The 13970-nt window shown below is 58.5% G+C and carries 20 protein-coding genes; 10 read left to right on the forward strand and 10 right to left on the reverse strand.

The window, feature by feature from the left end:
• The first annotated feature begins 9 nt into the window (after window positions 1–9).
• From mmp3 to MCUTH_RS04780, 7 genes are read left to right on the forward strand one after another with little or no spacing between them, the layout of a single operon-like run.
• Window positions 10–1536, forward strand: a complete 1527-nt coding sequence (mmp3, locus tag MCUTH_RS04750) for a methyl-coenzyme M reductase-associated protein Mmp3 (RefSeq protein WP_066956269.1) — start codon at window positions 10–12, stop codon at window positions 1534–1536.
• Window positions 1536–1997 (forward strand): methanogenesis marker 6 protein, encoded by a 462-nt coding sequence (locus tag MCUTH_RS04755; protein WP_066956272.1) that lies wholly within the window; start codon window positions 1536–1538, stop codon window positions 1995–1997. Before mmp3 ends, MCUTH_RS04755 begins: the two co-directional genes overlap by 1 nt.
• A 4-nt stretch (window positions 1998–2001) precedes the next feature.
• Window positions 2002–2454: a methanogenesis marker 5 protein gene (locus tag MCUTH_RS04760; RefSeq protein ID WP_066956275.1), complete on the forward strand. Its 453-nt coding sequence runs from the start codon at window positions 2002–2004 to the stop codon at window positions 2452–2454.
• Complete coding sequence (locus tag MCUTH_RS04765) at window positions 2451–3689, forward strand: methanogenesis marker 15 protein (RefSeq protein ID WP_066956278.1); 1239 nt, start codon at window positions 2451–2453, stop codon at window positions 3687–3689. Before MCUTH_RS04760 ends, MCUTH_RS04765 begins: the two co-directional genes overlap by 4 nt.
• Entirely contained in the window at window positions 3690–4274 is a 585-nt protein-coding gene (locus MCUTH_RS04770) for a methanogenesis marker 17 protein (protein ID WP_066956280.1), read from the forward strand. It begins immediately after the preceding gene.
• Window positions 4271–5212 (forward strand): methanogenesis marker 7 protein, encoded by a 942-nt coding sequence (locus MCUTH_RS04775; protein WP_083524765.1) that lies wholly within the window; start codon window positions 4271–4273, stop codon window positions 5210–5212. The genes MCUTH_RS04770 and MCUTH_RS04775 overlap by 4 nt, the downstream gene beginning before the upstream one ends.
• 2 nt (window positions 5213–5214) lie before the next feature.
• Window positions 5215–5661, forward strand: coding sequence for a carboxymuconolactone decarboxylase family protein (locus MCUTH_RS04780; RefSeq protein WP_066956283.1), 447 nt, complete (start codon window positions 5215–5217; stop codon window positions 5659–5661).
• Window positions 5662–5667: 6 nt separating this feature from the next.
• Here MCUTH_RS04780 and MCUTH_RS04785 read toward each other — a convergent pair whose 3' ends face one another.
• Window positions 5668–6408, reverse strand: coding sequence for a DUF1614 domain-containing protein (locus MCUTH_RS04785; protein WP_224732720.1), 741 nt, complete (start codon window positions 6406–6408; stop codon window positions 5668–5670).
• A 356-nt stretch (window positions 6409–6764) separates the two neighbouring features.
• Here MCUTH_RS04785 and MCUTH_RS04790 point away from each other — a divergent pair, with 356 nt between their 5' ends.
• On the forward strand, window positions 6765–7484 hold the full coding sequence (locus MCUTH_RS04790) for an ATP-binding cassette domain-containing protein (RefSeq protein ID WP_066956286.1): 720 nt from the start codon (window positions 6765–6767) through the stop codon (window positions 7482–7484).
• Window positions 7485–7559: 75 nt separating this feature from the next.
• Entirely contained in the window at window positions 7560–7994 is a 435-nt protein-coding gene (locus MCUTH_RS04795) for a rhodanese-like domain-containing protein (RefSeq protein WP_066956289.1), read from the forward strand.
• Window positions 7995–8057: 63 nt separating this feature from the next.
• Here MCUTH_RS04795 and groL read toward each other — a convergent pair whose 3' ends face one another.
• Both groL and groES read right to left on the reverse strand, forming a co-directional pair.
• Window positions 8058–9671, reverse strand: coding sequence for a chaperonin GroEL (groL, locus tag MCUTH_RS04800; protein WP_066956292.1), 1614 nt, complete (start codon window positions 9669–9671; stop codon window positions 8058–8060).
• An 11-nt stretch (window positions 9672–9682) separates the two neighbouring features.
• A complete protein-coding gene (gene groES, locus MCUTH_RS04805; protein WP_066956295.1) occupies window positions 9683–9955 on the reverse strand; it encodes a co-chaperone GroES in 273 nt (90 codons plus the stop codon).
• A 147-nt stretch (window positions 9956–10102) separates the two neighbouring features.
• Here groES and MCUTH_RS04810 point away from each other — a divergent pair, with 147 nt between their 5' ends.
• Window positions 10103–10507 (forward strand): winged helix-turn-helix transcriptional regulator, encoded by a 405-nt coding sequence (locus MCUTH_RS04810; protein WP_066956298.1) that lies wholly within the window; start codon window positions 10103–10105, stop codon window positions 10505–10507.
• Between the two features lie 23 nt (window positions 10508–10530).
• Here MCUTH_RS04810 and MCUTH_RS04815 read toward each other — a convergent pair whose 3' ends face one another.
• The 7 genes from MCUTH_RS04815 to MCUTH_RS04840 all read right to left on the reverse strand — a co-directional run bounded on the left by MCUTH_RS04815 (window position 10531) and on the right by MCUTH_RS04840 (window position 13968).
• Window positions 10531–10983, reverse strand: a complete 453-nt coding sequence (locus tag MCUTH_RS04815; RefSeq protein ID WP_066956300.1) for an RDD family protein — start codon at window positions 10981–10983, stop codon at window positions 10531–10533.
• Window positions 10984–11101: 118 nt separating this feature from the next.
• Window positions 11102–11848 (reverse strand): proteasome assembly chaperone family protein, encoded by a 747-nt coding sequence (locus MCUTH_RS04820; protein WP_066956303.1) that lies wholly within the window; start codon window positions 11846–11848, stop codon window positions 11102–11104.
• Window positions 11830–11997, reverse strand: coding sequence for an RNA-protein complex protein Nop10 (locus MCUTH_RS11315; RefSeq protein WP_083524767.1), 168 nt, complete (start codon window positions 11995–11997; stop codon window positions 11830–11832). Before MCUTH_RS11315 ends, MCUTH_RS04820 begins: the two co-directional genes overlap by 19 nt.
• 6 nt (window positions 11998–12003) lie before the next feature.
• Window positions 12004–12783, reverse strand: a complete 780-nt coding sequence (locus MCUTH_RS04825; protein ID WP_066956306.1) for a translation initiation factor IF-2 subunit alpha — start codon at window positions 12781–12783, stop codon at window positions 12004–12006.
• A gap of 7 nt (window positions 12784–12790) precedes the next feature.
• Window positions 12791–12979 (reverse strand): 30S ribosomal protein S27e, encoded by a 189-nt coding sequence (locus MCUTH_RS04830; protein WP_066956309.1) that lies wholly within the window; start codon window positions 12977–12979, stop codon window positions 12791–12793.
• A 6-nt stretch (window positions 12980–12985) separates the two neighbouring features.
• A complete protein-coding gene (locus MCUTH_RS04835) occupies window positions 12986–13264 on the reverse strand; it encodes a 50S ribosomal protein L44e (RefSeq protein WP_066956312.1) in 279 nt (92 codons plus the stop codon).
• A 38-nt stretch (window positions 13265–13302) separates the two neighbouring features.
• Window positions 13303–13968 (reverse strand): hypothetical protein, encoded by a 666-nt coding sequence (locus MCUTH_RS04840; RefSeq protein ID WP_066956315.1) that lies wholly within the window; start codon window positions 13966–13968, stop codon window positions 13303–13305.
• Between the last annotated feature and the right edge of the window lie 2 nt (window positions 13969–13970).

Consider the following 13970-nt stretch of genomic DNA (forward strand, 5'->3'; position numbering starts at 1 on the left):
GTGCAGGTAATGGAGATCCTCCTGGACGGTGAACGTAGAGAGGTGCCGACCGGGTCCCGGCTCGGAGATCTCCTCCCCGAACGGGACGAGCGGTTCAGCGTCGCAGTCATCCGGCCGGCGCTTGAAGAGGATGTGGCGGAGTCCCAGGAAGTCCGGTTCGTCACCTCCGCGGGCGATATGGTCGTCGAGATGGCGGACCCGGCGTTTACCGCCCGGCTCTTTCGCCCCGGGCTTGCCGAAGACCTTCGCCTGCACTGGCAGGACCGCTACGCCGCTGCGTTTGGGCCGTTTGAATCCAGCATCCGGCCGGCCCGGACCCCTGGCCGATACGAGCGGGGTGACGTGATCCTGGGGTGCGGCGGCTACGACCCGTCAAACTCCTACCTTATCTTTGCGCGCATGCGGCATTCCGCAGATTATGGCGCCCCGGCGGACGGCGGCGTCATCGGCAGAGTCATCAGCGGCCGGGGGCTGCTTGACCGTCTCGGTGAAGGCGACCGGGTCATCAAGGTTGAGCGCATCCTCCGGCGTGCCGACCGGTCGCACGTGATTGTCACCCGCGATGCAGAGTTTCCGCTTGAGGACGGGATGCAGATCATCTCCTATGTGGAGGCGGAAGTGCAGGGCTTCGGGGCGGACGGGATCGATACAAATACCGCTCGAAGCGTCGAGCACTTCCTTCTCTCCATCAAGGACGGCCGGTTCCGTGTGGACCGTTCGAGCAGCACCCATATTCTTGATACTCACCTGGTTCCGGCGAAGGTCCCGATGGAGTTCTCGGGCCCGAGGCTTGAGGGGACCATCACGGCGAGAACCTCTGGGAAAGCCTCGGGAGCCATCTACATCTACACGCAGGGAGTCTCGGCAAGCCCGGCCCATACTGTCGTCGGAAGGGTCGTCCACGGGCTTGAACTTGTCCGGTTTGCGGGCAAGGACGACCTCATTGCCATCCGTGCCGACCCGGAGCGGTTCGACCTCGTCGGACTTGCGCTCCCCGAAGCCGAAGCGGTCGCCGCCCGGCGCGGCGTCACGCTCGTTGCCGATGCGACCGACGGTGATCGCGTGGTGGTCGACCAGACCCCGGCGACGACACTTGAGGTGCTCGCCGCGGGAGAGGTTCGGGTCGCAACGCAGCCCGCCGAGAACGTCATCACCATCAAGCTTGATGAGGCGGCTGCGCCACGTACGGTTACGATCTTTCGCGAGGTGACCGGACTTAAGCATCGCGCTGTCGGGAAGATGCCGCTCGTCTTCATGTTCGAGGATGTCTTCCTCTTCAAACCAAAGATTGCAAAGGGCGTCGGGATCATCCCGGAGAATACACCCACGGGCGAGGTTCCGGCCTATACCCTCGCGATGACGAACGACTCACGGCGGGGGGCCGGCATGGTGGGTATCCGGACGACACCAAACGCGGAGTTCGGCCCGACGTCTGAGCCGCTCACGGGAACGAACGTCATCGGGAAGGTGATCGATGCTGGAAACCTTGCCGGGATGCGCGAAGGGGCAACAGTCTATGTTAGGGAGGTGAAGTGATGGCTGAGTATATCCCGGAGTACGTGGGTACGGTGACCAAATACGTCTTCGTCGAGTCCCCGACCCTGACCCCCGGCGAGCTCGCACTCAAGGCCTACGAGGCCTCCGAGGGCGTCCTGATCAAGGAGACCTGTTTTGGGCTGCAGGTGACGGGCGAACCAGAAGCCGTCGACCGCCTCATCGAGGTGATACGTGCGTTTGATCCCGCTCATATCTTCGTCAAGGACCGGGGCTTCCCGCCGGGCGACCCGCGGCGGTGCCGGGCAAACCTCGGCGGGGCGAGGCCCGGTTACCTGGGCCATGAACGGGAGGTGCGTATCCTCCGCTACATCACCCGCGGCCTTGAGGTACTCGAGCGACGGGAGACTGAGGCCCCGGATGAGGTGCCCGCGGCGCCCAAGAAGAAACCAAAACTCGATATAAAGCGATTACAAGAACTGATTGAGAAAGAGGAGTCCTGAATATATGGCAAAGGTGTTTATTTACCCTGCAACGAGCCTCATCCTCTCCGACCTGGTGGCCCGGTTCGGACATAAGCCGCTCGGTTCGGCCCTCGGTATCCGGGAACGGATACAGACCGCCGGGGTTGACTCCCCGCCCCTGCAGATCACGCCCGAAGAGCCAAAGCGCGGCTTAAAGTATGCGGCAGTCGAGGTGCCGTCCGGCGTCCGGGGGCGGATGGCGATCTACGGTCCGCTCATTGAGGAGGCCGAGGCCGCGGTCATCGTCACTGATGCCGATCTCGCGTTTGGGTGTATGGGCTGCGCCCGCACCGATGAGTTGATCCTCTTTTCCCTGAGGCAGAAAGGTATCCCGATCCTCGAACTGAAATACCCCACAAATGAGGAAGAAGGCGTGCAGTTCGTCGCCGCCATCAAAAACTTCCTCGCAGGACTTCCAAAGGAGAGTGAGGAATGAGCCAGAAAGTGCGGATTGCGCAACTCTCCTGCGGCCCGGAATACAGCGGCGTTCAGAAGGAGATCTACGACGCCGCCAAGGCGGTGGATGCAGAGATCTTCTTCCCCGATATCGCGCTCGCCGATGTCGAGCGGGCGGTCGCTTCTTTCGGGCTTGATGTCAAGAGCGCCGACTTGAAACTGATGATCGCCCGGGCCATGGCCCTGGTGGAGGGGAAGGTGGATGCGGACGGGGTCTTCATCAGCACCTGTTTCAGGTGCGCCGAGGCGGCGATCGTCCGAAACGAACTTCGCCGGTACATTCCCGAGCACTCCAGACTTCCGGTGGTGAGTTACTCCTTCACCGAGCGGACGACCGCAGGCACACTTCTCACCCGGATGGAAGCCCTGACCACCATCGCCCGCCGGAGAGCGCTCCTTGCACGTGAGGTGCAGACCGGGATCACGCTGGGCGTCGATTCGGGGTCGAGCACCACAAAAGCCGTTGTGATGAAGGATAACGAGATCGTCGGCACCGGCTGGCTCCCGACGACCGAGGTGATCAAGAGCGCCGACGGGGCGATCGCCCAGGCGCTCGAGATGGCCGGTCTTACACGCGATGATATCCAGGCGATCGGGACCACCGGGTATGGCCGGTTCCTGATCGGGAAGCACCTCGGCGCCGACCTCATTCAGGAAGAGTTGACGGTGAACTCGAAGGGTGCGGTCTACCTCGCCGATCACCAGCGGGGTGCCGCGACCGTCATCGATATCGGCGGCATGGACAACAAGGCGATCAGTGTCATCGACGGCATCCCCGGGACGTTCACGATGGGCGGGATCTGCGCCGGTGCAAGCGGCCGGTTCCTGGAGATGACCGCAAAGAGGCTCGGTGTGGATATCACCGAACTCGGCCCCCTCGCGATGAAGGGGATGGCGAAGAACGTCCCGATGAACAGTTACTGTATCGTCTTTGGAACACAGAGCCTGGTGAACGCGCTTGCGGCAGGCTCCTCGCCGGAGGACGTAGCAGCTGCGGCCTGTCACAGCGTCGCTGAGCAGGTCTTTGAGCAGCAACTGCAGGAGGTCGACATCAAGGAGCCGGTGATCATGGTCGGCGGCACCTCGCTCATCGAGGGGCTGGTCTATGCAATGGGCCAACTCCTGCAGACCAAGGTCGTCGTTCCGCGCTACTCGCAGTACATCGGTGCGGTCGGGTCGGCCCTGCTTGCGTCCGGGTTTATCCAGGGAGAGTAGATGCCCCCATTAAACTACTTCGTGGTGGAGTCCCCAGACGAGGTCGGGAAAGAGGCGTATGAGCGGATTGCGGCCGATGTCCTCCAGGACCTCGACCTCATCAAAGTGATCGACCGGCTGCACATCTACGTCGATCCAAAGGTGCCGATCTTTGTGGCTGCCGGGGTCCTGCGCCATATGCCGCGGACGATCCGTGTTAGCGATTTTGCAAACGTCAACCCCGGCGAGAAGGAGATCGTCCTCGATATCGCCGACGAGACATACCTTGCGCCGCTGCTTCAGAAACTCTGGGCGCGTTTCGGGAAGGAGAACGTCGAGCAGCCGGACAGGTTCACCGTCGTCCTCCCGGCAGGAATCGTCGGGAGGGAAGACCTTGAACAGATGGTGGTGGCCGACCCGAGCGAGACGCTCTATAAAGACATCATCTACGCGCTCCAGTATATCGCACCCGAGGGGTTCAAGGTCCGCCGCCAGTACATCCGGGACGGGAGGTTTTACTACGTGGCCAGTGAAGATACCCTCCCGGGCGATATCGTGGAGCGGGTTGTTGCGCCGATATTCGAGAAGATGGGGGAGAGACTGTGACGACGCTTGTACCGGTGACCTACAAGGGCGGTGTCTACCGGCACGATGAGATTATGGACCTGATCGACGATCTTGGCGGCTATATCGTGCAGAAACACGTCATGGCCCAGGACGTCGTGCTCCAGTCGTTCGTTCCGCGGGACGACATCGACCTGATACGGGAGATCTCAAAACCGCTTGCCGGCGAGGTTACTGAAGCGCCCCTCGTCGGGACCGAGATCGCTGTTGTGAGCCCGAGCCTCGAGATCCATCACCTCCCCCACATCGCATGCGATATCGCCGAGTACCTTCGACGGGTTGGCGCAAAGACCAACATGGTCGGGCTTGCGAGAGGGTTCGGGAAGCGGATCGCAAACCTCAACGACGAGGAGCGGGACGTCATCAACGAGCACGATCTGGCCGTCTATGTGCTGGGAAGTTTCGAGGAGTGCATCCGGCAGAAGTTTCCGGCGCTCCGGCGCGGGATCCATGTCCCGATTGTGGTGACCGGCTCTCCGGACCGTGAGACCCTGATGCGGATCATTGACCCGCCTGTCGAGGGTTACGTCGGCGGCGTCGGCCGGATCATGCACCGGCTCAAGCGTCCCGAGGAACTTGCGAAACTCGATGAACTGGTCGACGAGGTCTCGAGAACCCTGGACGCCCGACGGGATGACCTCGCGCGGGACCCGCTCTCCGTCTTCCCGCCCCGGCTGATGGCGATCATCGAGGAGCATATCCACGAGGTCAGTATGCTGACGCACCCCACACCGGTGACCGTTCAGATGGAAGGACTGCGGGTGAAACTTCCTTTCGATCTCTATGCCCCCGAGATTCGGGCACTCGAGGTCACGGACGGGGTGACCATCGGGGATATCGCCGATGTCACACCGTCGCGGATGCGCAATTACATATTGATCCGGATTAAACCTTTCTCGGAGACTAAGATACTGGTGTAGCGATGGACTTTGAGAAGATACTTGCAAGGGTCGCTGAGCGCGGATCGGATGCGATCGCGAAGGAGTTCCTCCGGGAGATTGAGGCGGAATACGGAAGAGTCCCTCTAATTTTTGAGCGGATGGCGGAGCGGCCGGAGATCCTCATCTCGCACCTGCTCTATAAGGGTTCGGTTGTCGAGACCAGCCAGCTCGATCCAAAGACTATCGAGCTCATAAGCCTCGCGGTGGGTGCCGCGCTCAAGTGCAGCCACTGTATCGAGTACCACATGCAGGCGGCGATGGCGAAGGGCGCAACCCGGGCCGAGATCCTCGAGGTGATCCTGATCGCAGGGATGCTCGCGAATGCCGCGGTCCTCGCTGACGCCTACCGGGTGGTGAACGGTTCGGATCCCTGCCCCTCCTGCGACATCAACGGAATGGGTCTCAAAAAGACCTGTTCGGATGAGTGACCCCATCTATTTGGGCCATATACCCCCCAAGCCTCGGTCTTCCCTCTCTTTTGGACAGACTCCTGCATTCTTTCGCAGATTTCTTCCAGCGTACGCCGCAAGCAGAACCGAGAGGACGCCGGTGATAAAGATACCGTCGAATATTCCCGCTCCCCCGATGGAGAGGATGGTCGGCTGGTCCCCGGCAAGTGCGGCAAGTATGGCAGGGTTTGCGAGTTTGAGGATATCGGCACCGAGCAGGGTGCCCATCGTTCCCCCGGCGTAGGCAAGCCCTGCTGCCGTCTGGCAGCCGCGAGCGAGGAGAAGCCCTGCAGCCGCCCCTGCGATGGGTGCGATGTAGAAAGGCATGGTGATCCCGAGACCTGGGACGGGTGTTGCGAAGACATAAGCGATGAGCGATACGGCGATGATGGCGGCGAGGGTCTTTGGGCGTGAGATCCGGCCCCTTGCGATCATCTCGAGACTCACGATGAGTGGAATTATCGCTCCCCCGACGTTGGCCGCGATGGTGGCACCGCCGAGGGTTACCAGCGGGATGTCGATCAGGCTGCCGATGAGGGCTCCTACGGTTACCAGCACAGCCTGGTAGAACCGGAGCCCTATAGATTCGAACGTCCCTTCGGCAATAAGGAGCAGATTGAAGATGACGAGAGCGGGTATGAGAATGGCGAGGGCGATAAGAATCTGATCCGGACTGAAGAGGAACGGTAGAATCGTGATCGTCGGCAGCTCAGTCTCTATGGCCATACACTGGATGAGCCTCTGTCTTAAATATTTTAATCTGCTCTCCCCGATTGGCACTCAGAGGTGGATTAGGTGGAAATGGGTTTCTGCAGATATATGAATATTCCAAATTCAATGAAATATAGTCGATACTATATAGAAATGATTATAAGTCGATAGTTGGGATAAGTTTATCCAGCAAATATCTCCCGGATCAAGCAACAGGGGATTGTCCGCATCTTGCTGTGCGGGAGATTGCTCCTCTGTTGATATAATACGAATCTCGACTTTGTTCATCGTGATAGATCTGTATATGCCAAGGTGTGGGTGTTTGAAGACGGTTTCATTCTATCCAATAAGTTGCAGTTGTGCGGAGGTGCATGACGGCCATTACAGCTGAGGACCTGATCCGGCGCCTGGAGCGATTTCAGGCGTGTGGCCCGATTCCACTCGATGTGAAGAGGGGGGAGATCATGGGTATCCTCTGCAGCGGTGACCGAAGTCGAGAGACGCTGGCTGCAATCATCTCAACGGTTCTTTTTCCGGTTCCCGCGTTTGCGGAACGCTCGCCGCTTGCAATCCTCGGGAACCTCGGGGATGTGCGGCGGAGCATGGGCATCGTGTTCCCGGAGCCGGTGCTTGACCCGGCTCTGACCGTCAGGGAGAACCTGAATTTTCATGCACAACTGCAGGGGATGAGCAATGAGGTCCGAAGAAGACGGATCCTCGATCTTGCGAGACTCTTCGGGCTCTCTGATAGTCTTGACGTCGCGGTTGGGACCTGCTCCCCTACCATGGTACGGCACCTTGAGATCGCCCGGGCGTTCCTTGCATATCCCGGTGTCCTCTTCCTTGCTGAGCCGACGAAGGGGCTGGACGACTCCGGCCGAGAGGAGACCTGGAAACTGCTGCAGCGGTTGAACCGGGAACGGGGGGTGACGGTCATCTTTACGACTCAGGATCTTGTTGAAGCGGAGGCAATCTGCACCAGGGTTGCCGTGATTGATGGCGGGGAGATTGTGGCACTCGATACGCCGGAGACCTTCCGTGCGATCATGACCGTCAGTAGTGCATCGATGAAGTTTGACGACATCGTGTGAGATGGTTCGTCTCTGATACCACTGGGGATATCAGAGATCGGAACAACTATATGACGTTGGGCCTGATGTGGGCCCATGGTTTCCCCTCACCTTTCGTTTGTCTTCCTGCTCGCCGCCGGAAGTATCGTTGCGGCGACCCTCGCCGGCGGCTGTCTGAGTGATGCCCCGGCTCCTGATAACCAGGTTATCCGGACCATACCTCCGGATCAGGCATCCGCCCTGATCGAAGAGAACAGAGAGAATCCGAATTTTGTCATCGTGGATGTGAGAGGACCGGATGAGTTTGCTGCCGGTCATATCCCCGGTGCAGTCAATATCAATTCGGCGAATTTTGAGGAGCATATAGGAAGTCTTGACCCCGAGGCGGTCTACCTCATATGCTGCCAGAAGGGAGGTCGGAGCGCCGGTGTCCGGGAGATGATGCGGGAGGCCGGGTTTTCGGAGGTCTATGAGATCGAGGGCGGAATGAGCGCCTGGACGGCCGCGGGCCTCCCTGTGGTGCGAGACTGAACTACCCCGAACGAGCGGAGATGGAGTGGAAAAAGGGGAGTGGAGGTTCTATTTCCCCTTGCCTTAGATGATGATAGCCGCGCTCTTTGTATCCTTCTCGTCATCGAAATCGGTGATGGCGACCTCTGTTGAGAGGATAAGGCCTGCGATGGATGCGGCATTCTGGAGTCCGAGCCTCACCACCTTTGCGGGATCGATGACGCCGTGCTCAACAAGGTTTTCGTAACTGCCGGTCTTTGCGTTGTAGCCGAACGCGGGATCATTGCTTCCTTTTATCGTCGCGATGACTTCTGCCCCCTCGACGCCGGCGTTTCTTGCGATCTGCCGGATGGGCTCCTCCAGTGCCCGGCGCACGATGGATACGCCAACGTTACGGTCGTCGTCGAACTTCAACTTCTCAAGTGCGCCAATTGCCCTAAAGAGGGTGACTCCGCCTCCGGCAACCACGCCCTCCTCGACCGCCGCCTTTGTGGCGTTCAGGGCATCGTCGATCCGCATCTTCTTCTCTTTCAACTCGGTCTCGGTCGCCGCCCCGACCTTGATGACCGCGACGCCTCCCCCGAGGTTTCCGAGCCTCTTGCGGAGTTCGTCCTTCTTCCGCTCCGAGTCGGCTATATTGATCTGGGACTCGATGAGGCGCATCCGCTCTTCCAGGGCCTTGCGGTCGCCTTTCCCTCCGACGATCAGGGTCTTATCTCTGTCGACCTTGATTGTATGGGCTGTGCCGAAGACCTGCCGGGAAACATTCTCCAGTTTCATTCCTCTATCTTCGGAGATCACCGTCGCGCCCGTGAGAATAGCAATGTCCTCGAGGATTGCCTTGCGTTCGTCGCCAAAGCCGGGTGCTTTGACCGCACAGACTTTGAGAGCGCCGCGTATGATGTTTAAGACGAGAGCCGCCTGAGCCTCGCCCTCGACATCCTCGGCGATGATCAGGAGCGGTCGGCCCTCCTGGGCGGCCGTCTCGAGGATCGGGATCATCTGTTTGAGCGAGGTGATCTTTTTGTCGGTGACCAGGATGTAGGGGTCTTCATACTCGCAGACCATCTTCTCGGGGTCCGTGATCATATAGGGCGAGACATACCCCCGGTCGAACTGCATCCCCTTGACCACGTCAAGCCCGGTCTCGAGGCTCTTTGAATCCTCGACCGTGATGAGGCCCCCGGATCCGACCTTATCCATCGCCTCGGCGATGAGTTTGCCGATCTCCTCATCGTTGTTTGCGGAGATTGTGGCAACCTGGAGGATCTTGTCTCTGTCCTTGACCGGGACGCTCGTTGATCTTATATATTCCACGGTTGCCGCAACTGCGGCATCGATGCCCCGCTTGACCTCGATCGGGTTTGCCCCGGCGGAGACGTTCTTTAACCCCTCGTTGAGGATGGCCTGGGCGAGGAGCGTTGCCGTCGTCGTCCCGTCGCCGGTCCGATCCTGGGTCTTCTGGGCAACTTCCTTGACAAGTTTTGCACCGATGTTCTCGAACTTGTCGTGAAGTGAGATCTCTTTTGCAATCGTCACGCCGTCGTTCGTCACGACAGGGTTTGTCGATTTATCGATCACGACGTACCTGCCTTTTGGACCGAGCGTGATCTTAACGGTGTCGGCAACCTTATTGACGCCGGCAAGGAGTGCTCTGCGGGCATCTTCGTTGAAGATCAACTGCTTGGATACTGCCATGGACTCCCTCCTCACTCAATCTTTGCCAGGATGTCCTTGAACGGGACAAAGATATACGTCTCTGAATCGATCTCGAACTTATCCGCGCTGTAGCCCCCGTACAGAACATGGTCCCCCGGTTTGAGGGGAAGCTTGGTACCATCGTCGCGCTCACCCACTGCAACGACGATTCCCTCTTTTTTTCCTTCCTGCGCGGATTCAGGAATATAGATACCGCTCTTCGTAACTTCCTCTTTTTTTGTGGGTTTCAGTAGAACCCGTTCGCCAATCGGAATAATCTCCATGAGCCTATCACTTCCAGAGATTATTTGCGTCCTTCTCTTTGGACGCTCAAATATTTATATCTTATCAAAGTTGTAGATATCATTTCGACTTTATTGATAACTTTTATATTTCATCCAATCCATATCCATCACCAACCCATGGCGCCAATGGCAAGACAGATAATATTTCGGCAGATCGAGAGGCCGCGAGGTGGACAGGGGTATGACGACCTTGAGTGGTTCTTCAAGAGCCTCGGCATTGGAGAGGGGAGGGATATCGAACAGATCGCTCAGCGGATCGTCATCACCCTCCTTGAGCACCAGTTGCCCGGGACCGGAGTGTCGGTGGAGCGGATATCCCAGGACCTTGAGATCTCCAGTTCACGCGTCAACCACCATATCCGAAACCTTATCGATGCCGGTGTCGTTTACCGTCACAAAAGGCAGATCTACCTTCGGGGGAACTCTCTCCAGTCGATGGTGCGGGAACTGCGCAAAGACGCCCTCAGGGTCCTCGACGATCTTGAGGCCGCGGCTGTGGAGATCGACCGGAAGTTCGGCATCGACGAGTGAGCCCGGCCCCGGAGGACTGTCTCTCACTCATCATGCTTTATGCAGGTGACCCCCTCCGGCTCTTCGCTCTCCCGGGTCTCGATCACGATGGTATCCGAGATCCGGTTAAAGAGCCTCTGTTTTGAGCCGGGCATGGCAAGCCACCCAATCAGGCAGTCGGGAACCAAAAAGAAGGCTTTTCCGAAACTCTCAAGGGCAGCGGCACCAAGCCCGATCTCTTCGCCGGCACGGCCGGTGACACGGATCTTCAACGCCATCTTGCCGATGGACTGACCCCGGTACCCCTCGAGCAGCGTCCAGTAGACGAAGAGGGCAAGAGAGGAGAGGCTGAAGGAGAGGAGACCGGGGTCGATCGTGATCCGCCATGCCGGCGGCAGCCAATCGGAGAGCGCCCAGAACGGCAGCCCGATCACGATGATATCGACCAACCAGGCCCAGAGCCGCGTCTCCCACCTGGCGAGGTAGAGGGGGACCATACTCTTCTTTTTATCGATCTTTGCGGGCCTTAAGGATTGGTATCGCCGGTTCGCGGGTGGTCGGTGCAGGGGACCGCATCCCTCAAAACGGTTCACCCATGCAAAAATGCGGAGGCTACTAACCGATGTAACTCAGTTCTTCGCGACCCCGGGCCTCTTCGGTCTCCTGGATCTTTGCTATGATCTGCTCCATGGCCTCAGCGCGCTGCTGCAGGCTGGTCGGGTCGACATCGATCCCGATCAGGCGTGAGAGGACCGCAAGAAGGCTGTCGGCACTCCTTGGGTCGACGATATATCCGCTTGTCTCGCCCATCAGGCAGATCCCCTCGATCCCCCGCATCTTGCCGAGGCCGAGCAGGAGTCCTGATGCTCCCATGATCATGCCGCCGCCTTCGGCGTTCTCAAACGACCCTCCGGCCGCCTCCACTTCCGGCCGGAGATGCTCCATGTTGACCGAACAGAGTACTCTTGGGTGTTCGACCAGGTGCCCGACACCGTATCCGCCGAGTGTATAGATCCGCCGGACACCGAGGCTCTCAGCAATATCCAGATAATGCTCGGTCAGAATATAGTGGCCTTCGGCCGAGTTGCTCTGGAAGTCGCCCACTAAAAAGAGGGCTGCCTTCCCGTCTTTCTCGCAGCGGTAGATCTCGTTGTTGACCAGGTGCGTGACGCCATGCCCATCGACGATCACCTGCGGCGGGAAATAGATCGAATAGATCTCTGCTATCTTCTCGGCTGCCAGTTCGGAGATCATGTGATCGGCAACGAGTTTCCCGACGTGCCCGATGCCGGGCAGGCCCTCGATCAGGATCGGAGCGTCGATGTCTTCTTCCCGAAGAAAGTTTACTCTGACGTCTTCCATCTGCGTGCCGCTCTCCTGTAACTACAGTATCTATCCTCCGGTGAAAAGCGTGCCGGATGGGCCGGCCGGGACGGTCGGCCGCAGACCGGGCATACCGGAGAGAGTGTATATCTTCCGTCCTGTGGACAACGGCGAATACGACTGCTCATACCGTTTTATCCGGCCTTCTGCTTCCGGATAAACTTGCCGGATCCGCCTGCCCGCTCGACTACACCGACGGCGGCATTTGCTGCCTTCTCGATAGCTTTTTCCGCCGACTTATAATCTGGCGCAGTAACTTTTATCCGGTAATTTGGAGCCCCAATGTAGATCAGGTCGATCTCGATATCCTCGATCTTCGGCTGTGCGCTCCGGAGCGCCCGCCGGATCACATTGACGCCATCAGGTCGCGGGGATGTCAGGACGAGGTTTCCTGTGATCGTAACCCGTGGAACTTTTACGTTCTCGTGCGCAAGGGCAATGAGTGATTCTTTGACAGATTTGTCGAGTTTCAGTTTCTCTACAGCCTCGCCGCCGGTGGTGACGATATCCTCGAAGGCCGGGTACAACTGGCCGTATTCATGATATATGGCATCCTCGATTACCCTGCGGTCCACGCCCGTCGCCTCGGACGCGAACCCGATCCATTTCGTGGCCTTCTGTTCGTTCTTCCACTCGTGGATCTTCTCGCGCCGCTGGTGCTCGTTGACATCCTTTAACGAGAGATCGATGTGGCCACGATCTGGATCCACACCCAGGACTTTGCAGACGACTTTCTGTCCCTCCCGTATGTAATCCCGGATGTACTTAATCCAGCCCCGCGCTATCTCGGATATCGGTATGAGCCCTTTTCGCTCGTTGTACTCATCCAGGGTCACGAACGCCGCAAAGTCCTTCACGTCCACGACCGTGCAGACGACGAGTTCTCCTTCTTCGGGCCACTCTCTCTCGTGCATGAAATAATCACTCGAGTACTGCCAGTATCTCAGCCTTTATATCAGCTTTCCCACCGCGGGGTTCTGCAAGAATACGCCCGCAGACGTTGCACTCCACAACGGTGCTTGCTTTCTCAAAGACTACCTGTTCGTTCTCACAGTCGGGGCACTTTACCCGGAGGAATGTGCTCCTGTTCTCTCTGTTCATCCGGACCATAATATCTTACTCCGTAAGCTCAAATTTGCCGAGCCTGAACCCCGGCCGGAGGTGCGCTTTTCCACAGACCGTGCACCGGTATTTGACGTTGATCCTCTTTGTCGGCTTGTCGCCGCCGGGCACCTTGCTGAACTTGCCCATGTTGCCCACCGTGCTCCTGCGCCCCTTCTGGCGGTCGATCCAGTTGAAGTGGCGCACTTTGCCCTTCTTTACCTTTACGACCTCGTGGATCTGGTGATTCCTGCAGAATGGGCAGTACGTCTTGAACTTTGATGGCATTTTCATAATAATAGCCTCTATTTGATTGATTTCGAGTACCTATATTACTTGTTAAGCCTAATATTTAAGGCTATGTCGTGCTCGCAGAGCACATCCGCATTGCTTTCCGGCAGGGTGACGATATCACCCTTCTTTAAGATATAGACTCTGCCGTCTACTCCCATGAACGACTCTATATCGGTGCGTATATGCACAAGAGCGTAGGGGGATGGGGCCGGGCGGGGGGCAGCGGCTGTCTCTTCCTCCGGTTCGTCGGCCATCGCCGTCTCTTCGACTTTATCGAGGTCTCTTGCGGCGGTTGTGGATCTCTCGCCAAGCGACGTCTCTTCTCCGTGGATGAGCGCCTCCCGGCAAGCCTCGATAGCGTCGACGATCTGCTCGTACATCACCCGCTCCTGCGGGAGCATCTTTCGGGCCTCGTCCTTGTCGAAGTACTGCCCCTCGATCTGCTGGAACGCAAGGTCGAGGATCTGCCTGGTCCGGATGGAGAAGATCTCCTGCACCGTCTCGGTGACGCTCCCGATCTCCTCGATGATCAGGCTTCCCATCCTGCTCTCCAGGGGGTTCTGCAGGCTGTAATAGTCGGCCTTCAGCTTCTCGATATGCGCCCGGGCCTCCTCGTAGAGACTGGGCTCAATCTCGGAGAGCCCTCCCGAGTGGTGCATGTCAAGCAGCGCCTGGCGGAGTCGTTCAAGAGGATCGGCAGCCATCG

It is taken from the genome of Methanoculleus thermophilus (assembly GCF_001571405.1).
In the GTDB taxonomy this organism is placed as follows: domain Archaea; phylum Halobacteriota; class Methanomicrobia; order Methanomicrobiales; family Methanoculleaceae; genus Methanoculleus; species Methanoculleus thermophilus.

What these genes read in the sequence shown, in the direction of transcription:
- mmp3 (WP_066956269.1), top strand. Translation starts at nt 10, where the DNA reads ATGGAGATCCTCCTGGACGGTGAACGTAGAGAGGTGCCGACCGGGTCC.
- MCUTH_RS04755 (WP_066956272.1), top strand. Translation starts at nt 1,536, where the DNA reads ATGGCTGAGTATATCCCGGAGTACGTGGGTACGGTGACCAAATACGTC.
- MCUTH_RS04760 (WP_066956275.1), top strand. Translation starts at nt 2,002, where the DNA reads ATGGCAAAGGTGTTTATTTACCCTGCAACGAGCCTCATCCTCTCCGAC.
- MCUTH_RS04765 (WP_066956278.1), top strand. Translation starts at nt 2,451, where the DNA reads ATGAGCCAGAAAGTGCGGATTGCGCAACTCTCCTGCGGCCCGGAATAC.
- MCUTH_RS04770 (WP_066956280.1), top strand. Translation starts at nt 3,690, where the DNA reads ATGCCCCCATTAAACTACTTCGTGGTGGAGTCCCCAGACGAGGTCGGG.
- MCUTH_RS04780 (WP_066956283.1), top strand. Translation starts at nt 5,215, where the DNA reads ATGGACTTTGAGAAGATACTTGCAAGGGTCGCTGAGCGCGGATCGGAT.
- MCUTH_RS04785 (WP_224732720.1), bottom strand. Translation starts at nt 6,408, where the DNA reads ATGGCCATAGAGACTGAGCTGCCGACGATCACGATTCTACCGTTCCTC.
- MCUTH_RS04790 (WP_066956286.1), top strand. Translation starts at nt 6,765, where the DNA reads ATGACGGCCATTACAGCTGAGGACCTGATCCGGCGCCTGGAGCGATTT.
- MCUTH_RS04795 (WP_066956289.1), top strand. Translation starts at nt 7,560, where the DNA reads ATGGTTTCCCCTCACCTTTCGTTTGTCTTCCTGCTCGCCGCCGGAAGT.
- groL (WP_066956292.1), bottom strand. Translation starts at nt 9,671, where the DNA reads ATGGCAGTATCCAAGCAGTTGATCTTCAACGAAGATGCCCGCAGAGCA.
- groES (WP_066956295.1), bottom strand. Translation starts at nt 9,955, where the DNA reads ATGGAGATTATTCCGATTGGCGAACGGGTTCTACTGAAACCCACAAAA.
- MCUTH_RS04810 (WP_066956298.1), top strand. Translation starts at nt 10,103, where the DNA reads ATGGCAAGACAGATAATATTTCGGCAGATCGAGAGGCCGCGAGGTGGA.
- MCUTH_RS04815 (WP_066956300.1), bottom strand. Translation starts at nt 10,983, where the DNA reads ATGGTCCCCCTCTACCTCGCCAGGTGGGAGACGCGGCTCTGGGCCTGG.
- MCUTH_RS04820 (WP_066956303.1), bottom strand. Translation starts at nt 11,848, where the DNA reads ATGGAAGACGTCAGAGTAAACTTTCTTCGGGAAGAAGACATCGACGCT.
- MCUTH_RS11315 (WP_083524767.1), bottom strand. Translation starts at nt 11,997, where the DNA reads ATGAGCAGTCGTATTCGCCGTTGTCCACAGGACGGAAGATATACACTC.
- MCUTH_RS04825 (WP_066956306.1), bottom strand. Translation starts at nt 12,783, where the DNA reads ATGCACGAGAGAGAGTGGCCCGAAGAAGGAGAACTCGTCGTCTGCACG.
- MCUTH_RS04830 (WP_066956309.1), bottom strand. Translation starts at nt 12,979, where the DNA reads ATGGTCCGGATGAACAGAGAGAACAGGAGCACATTCCTCCGGGTAAAG.
- MCUTH_RS04835 (WP_066956312.1), bottom strand. Translation starts at nt 13,264, where the DNA reads ATGAAAATGCCATCAAAGTTCAAGACGTACTGCCCATTCTGCAGGAAT.
- MCUTH_RS04840 (WP_066956315.1), bottom strand. Translation starts at nt 13,968, where the DNA reads ATGGCTGCCGATCCTCTTGAACGACTCCGCCAGGCGCTGCTTGACATG.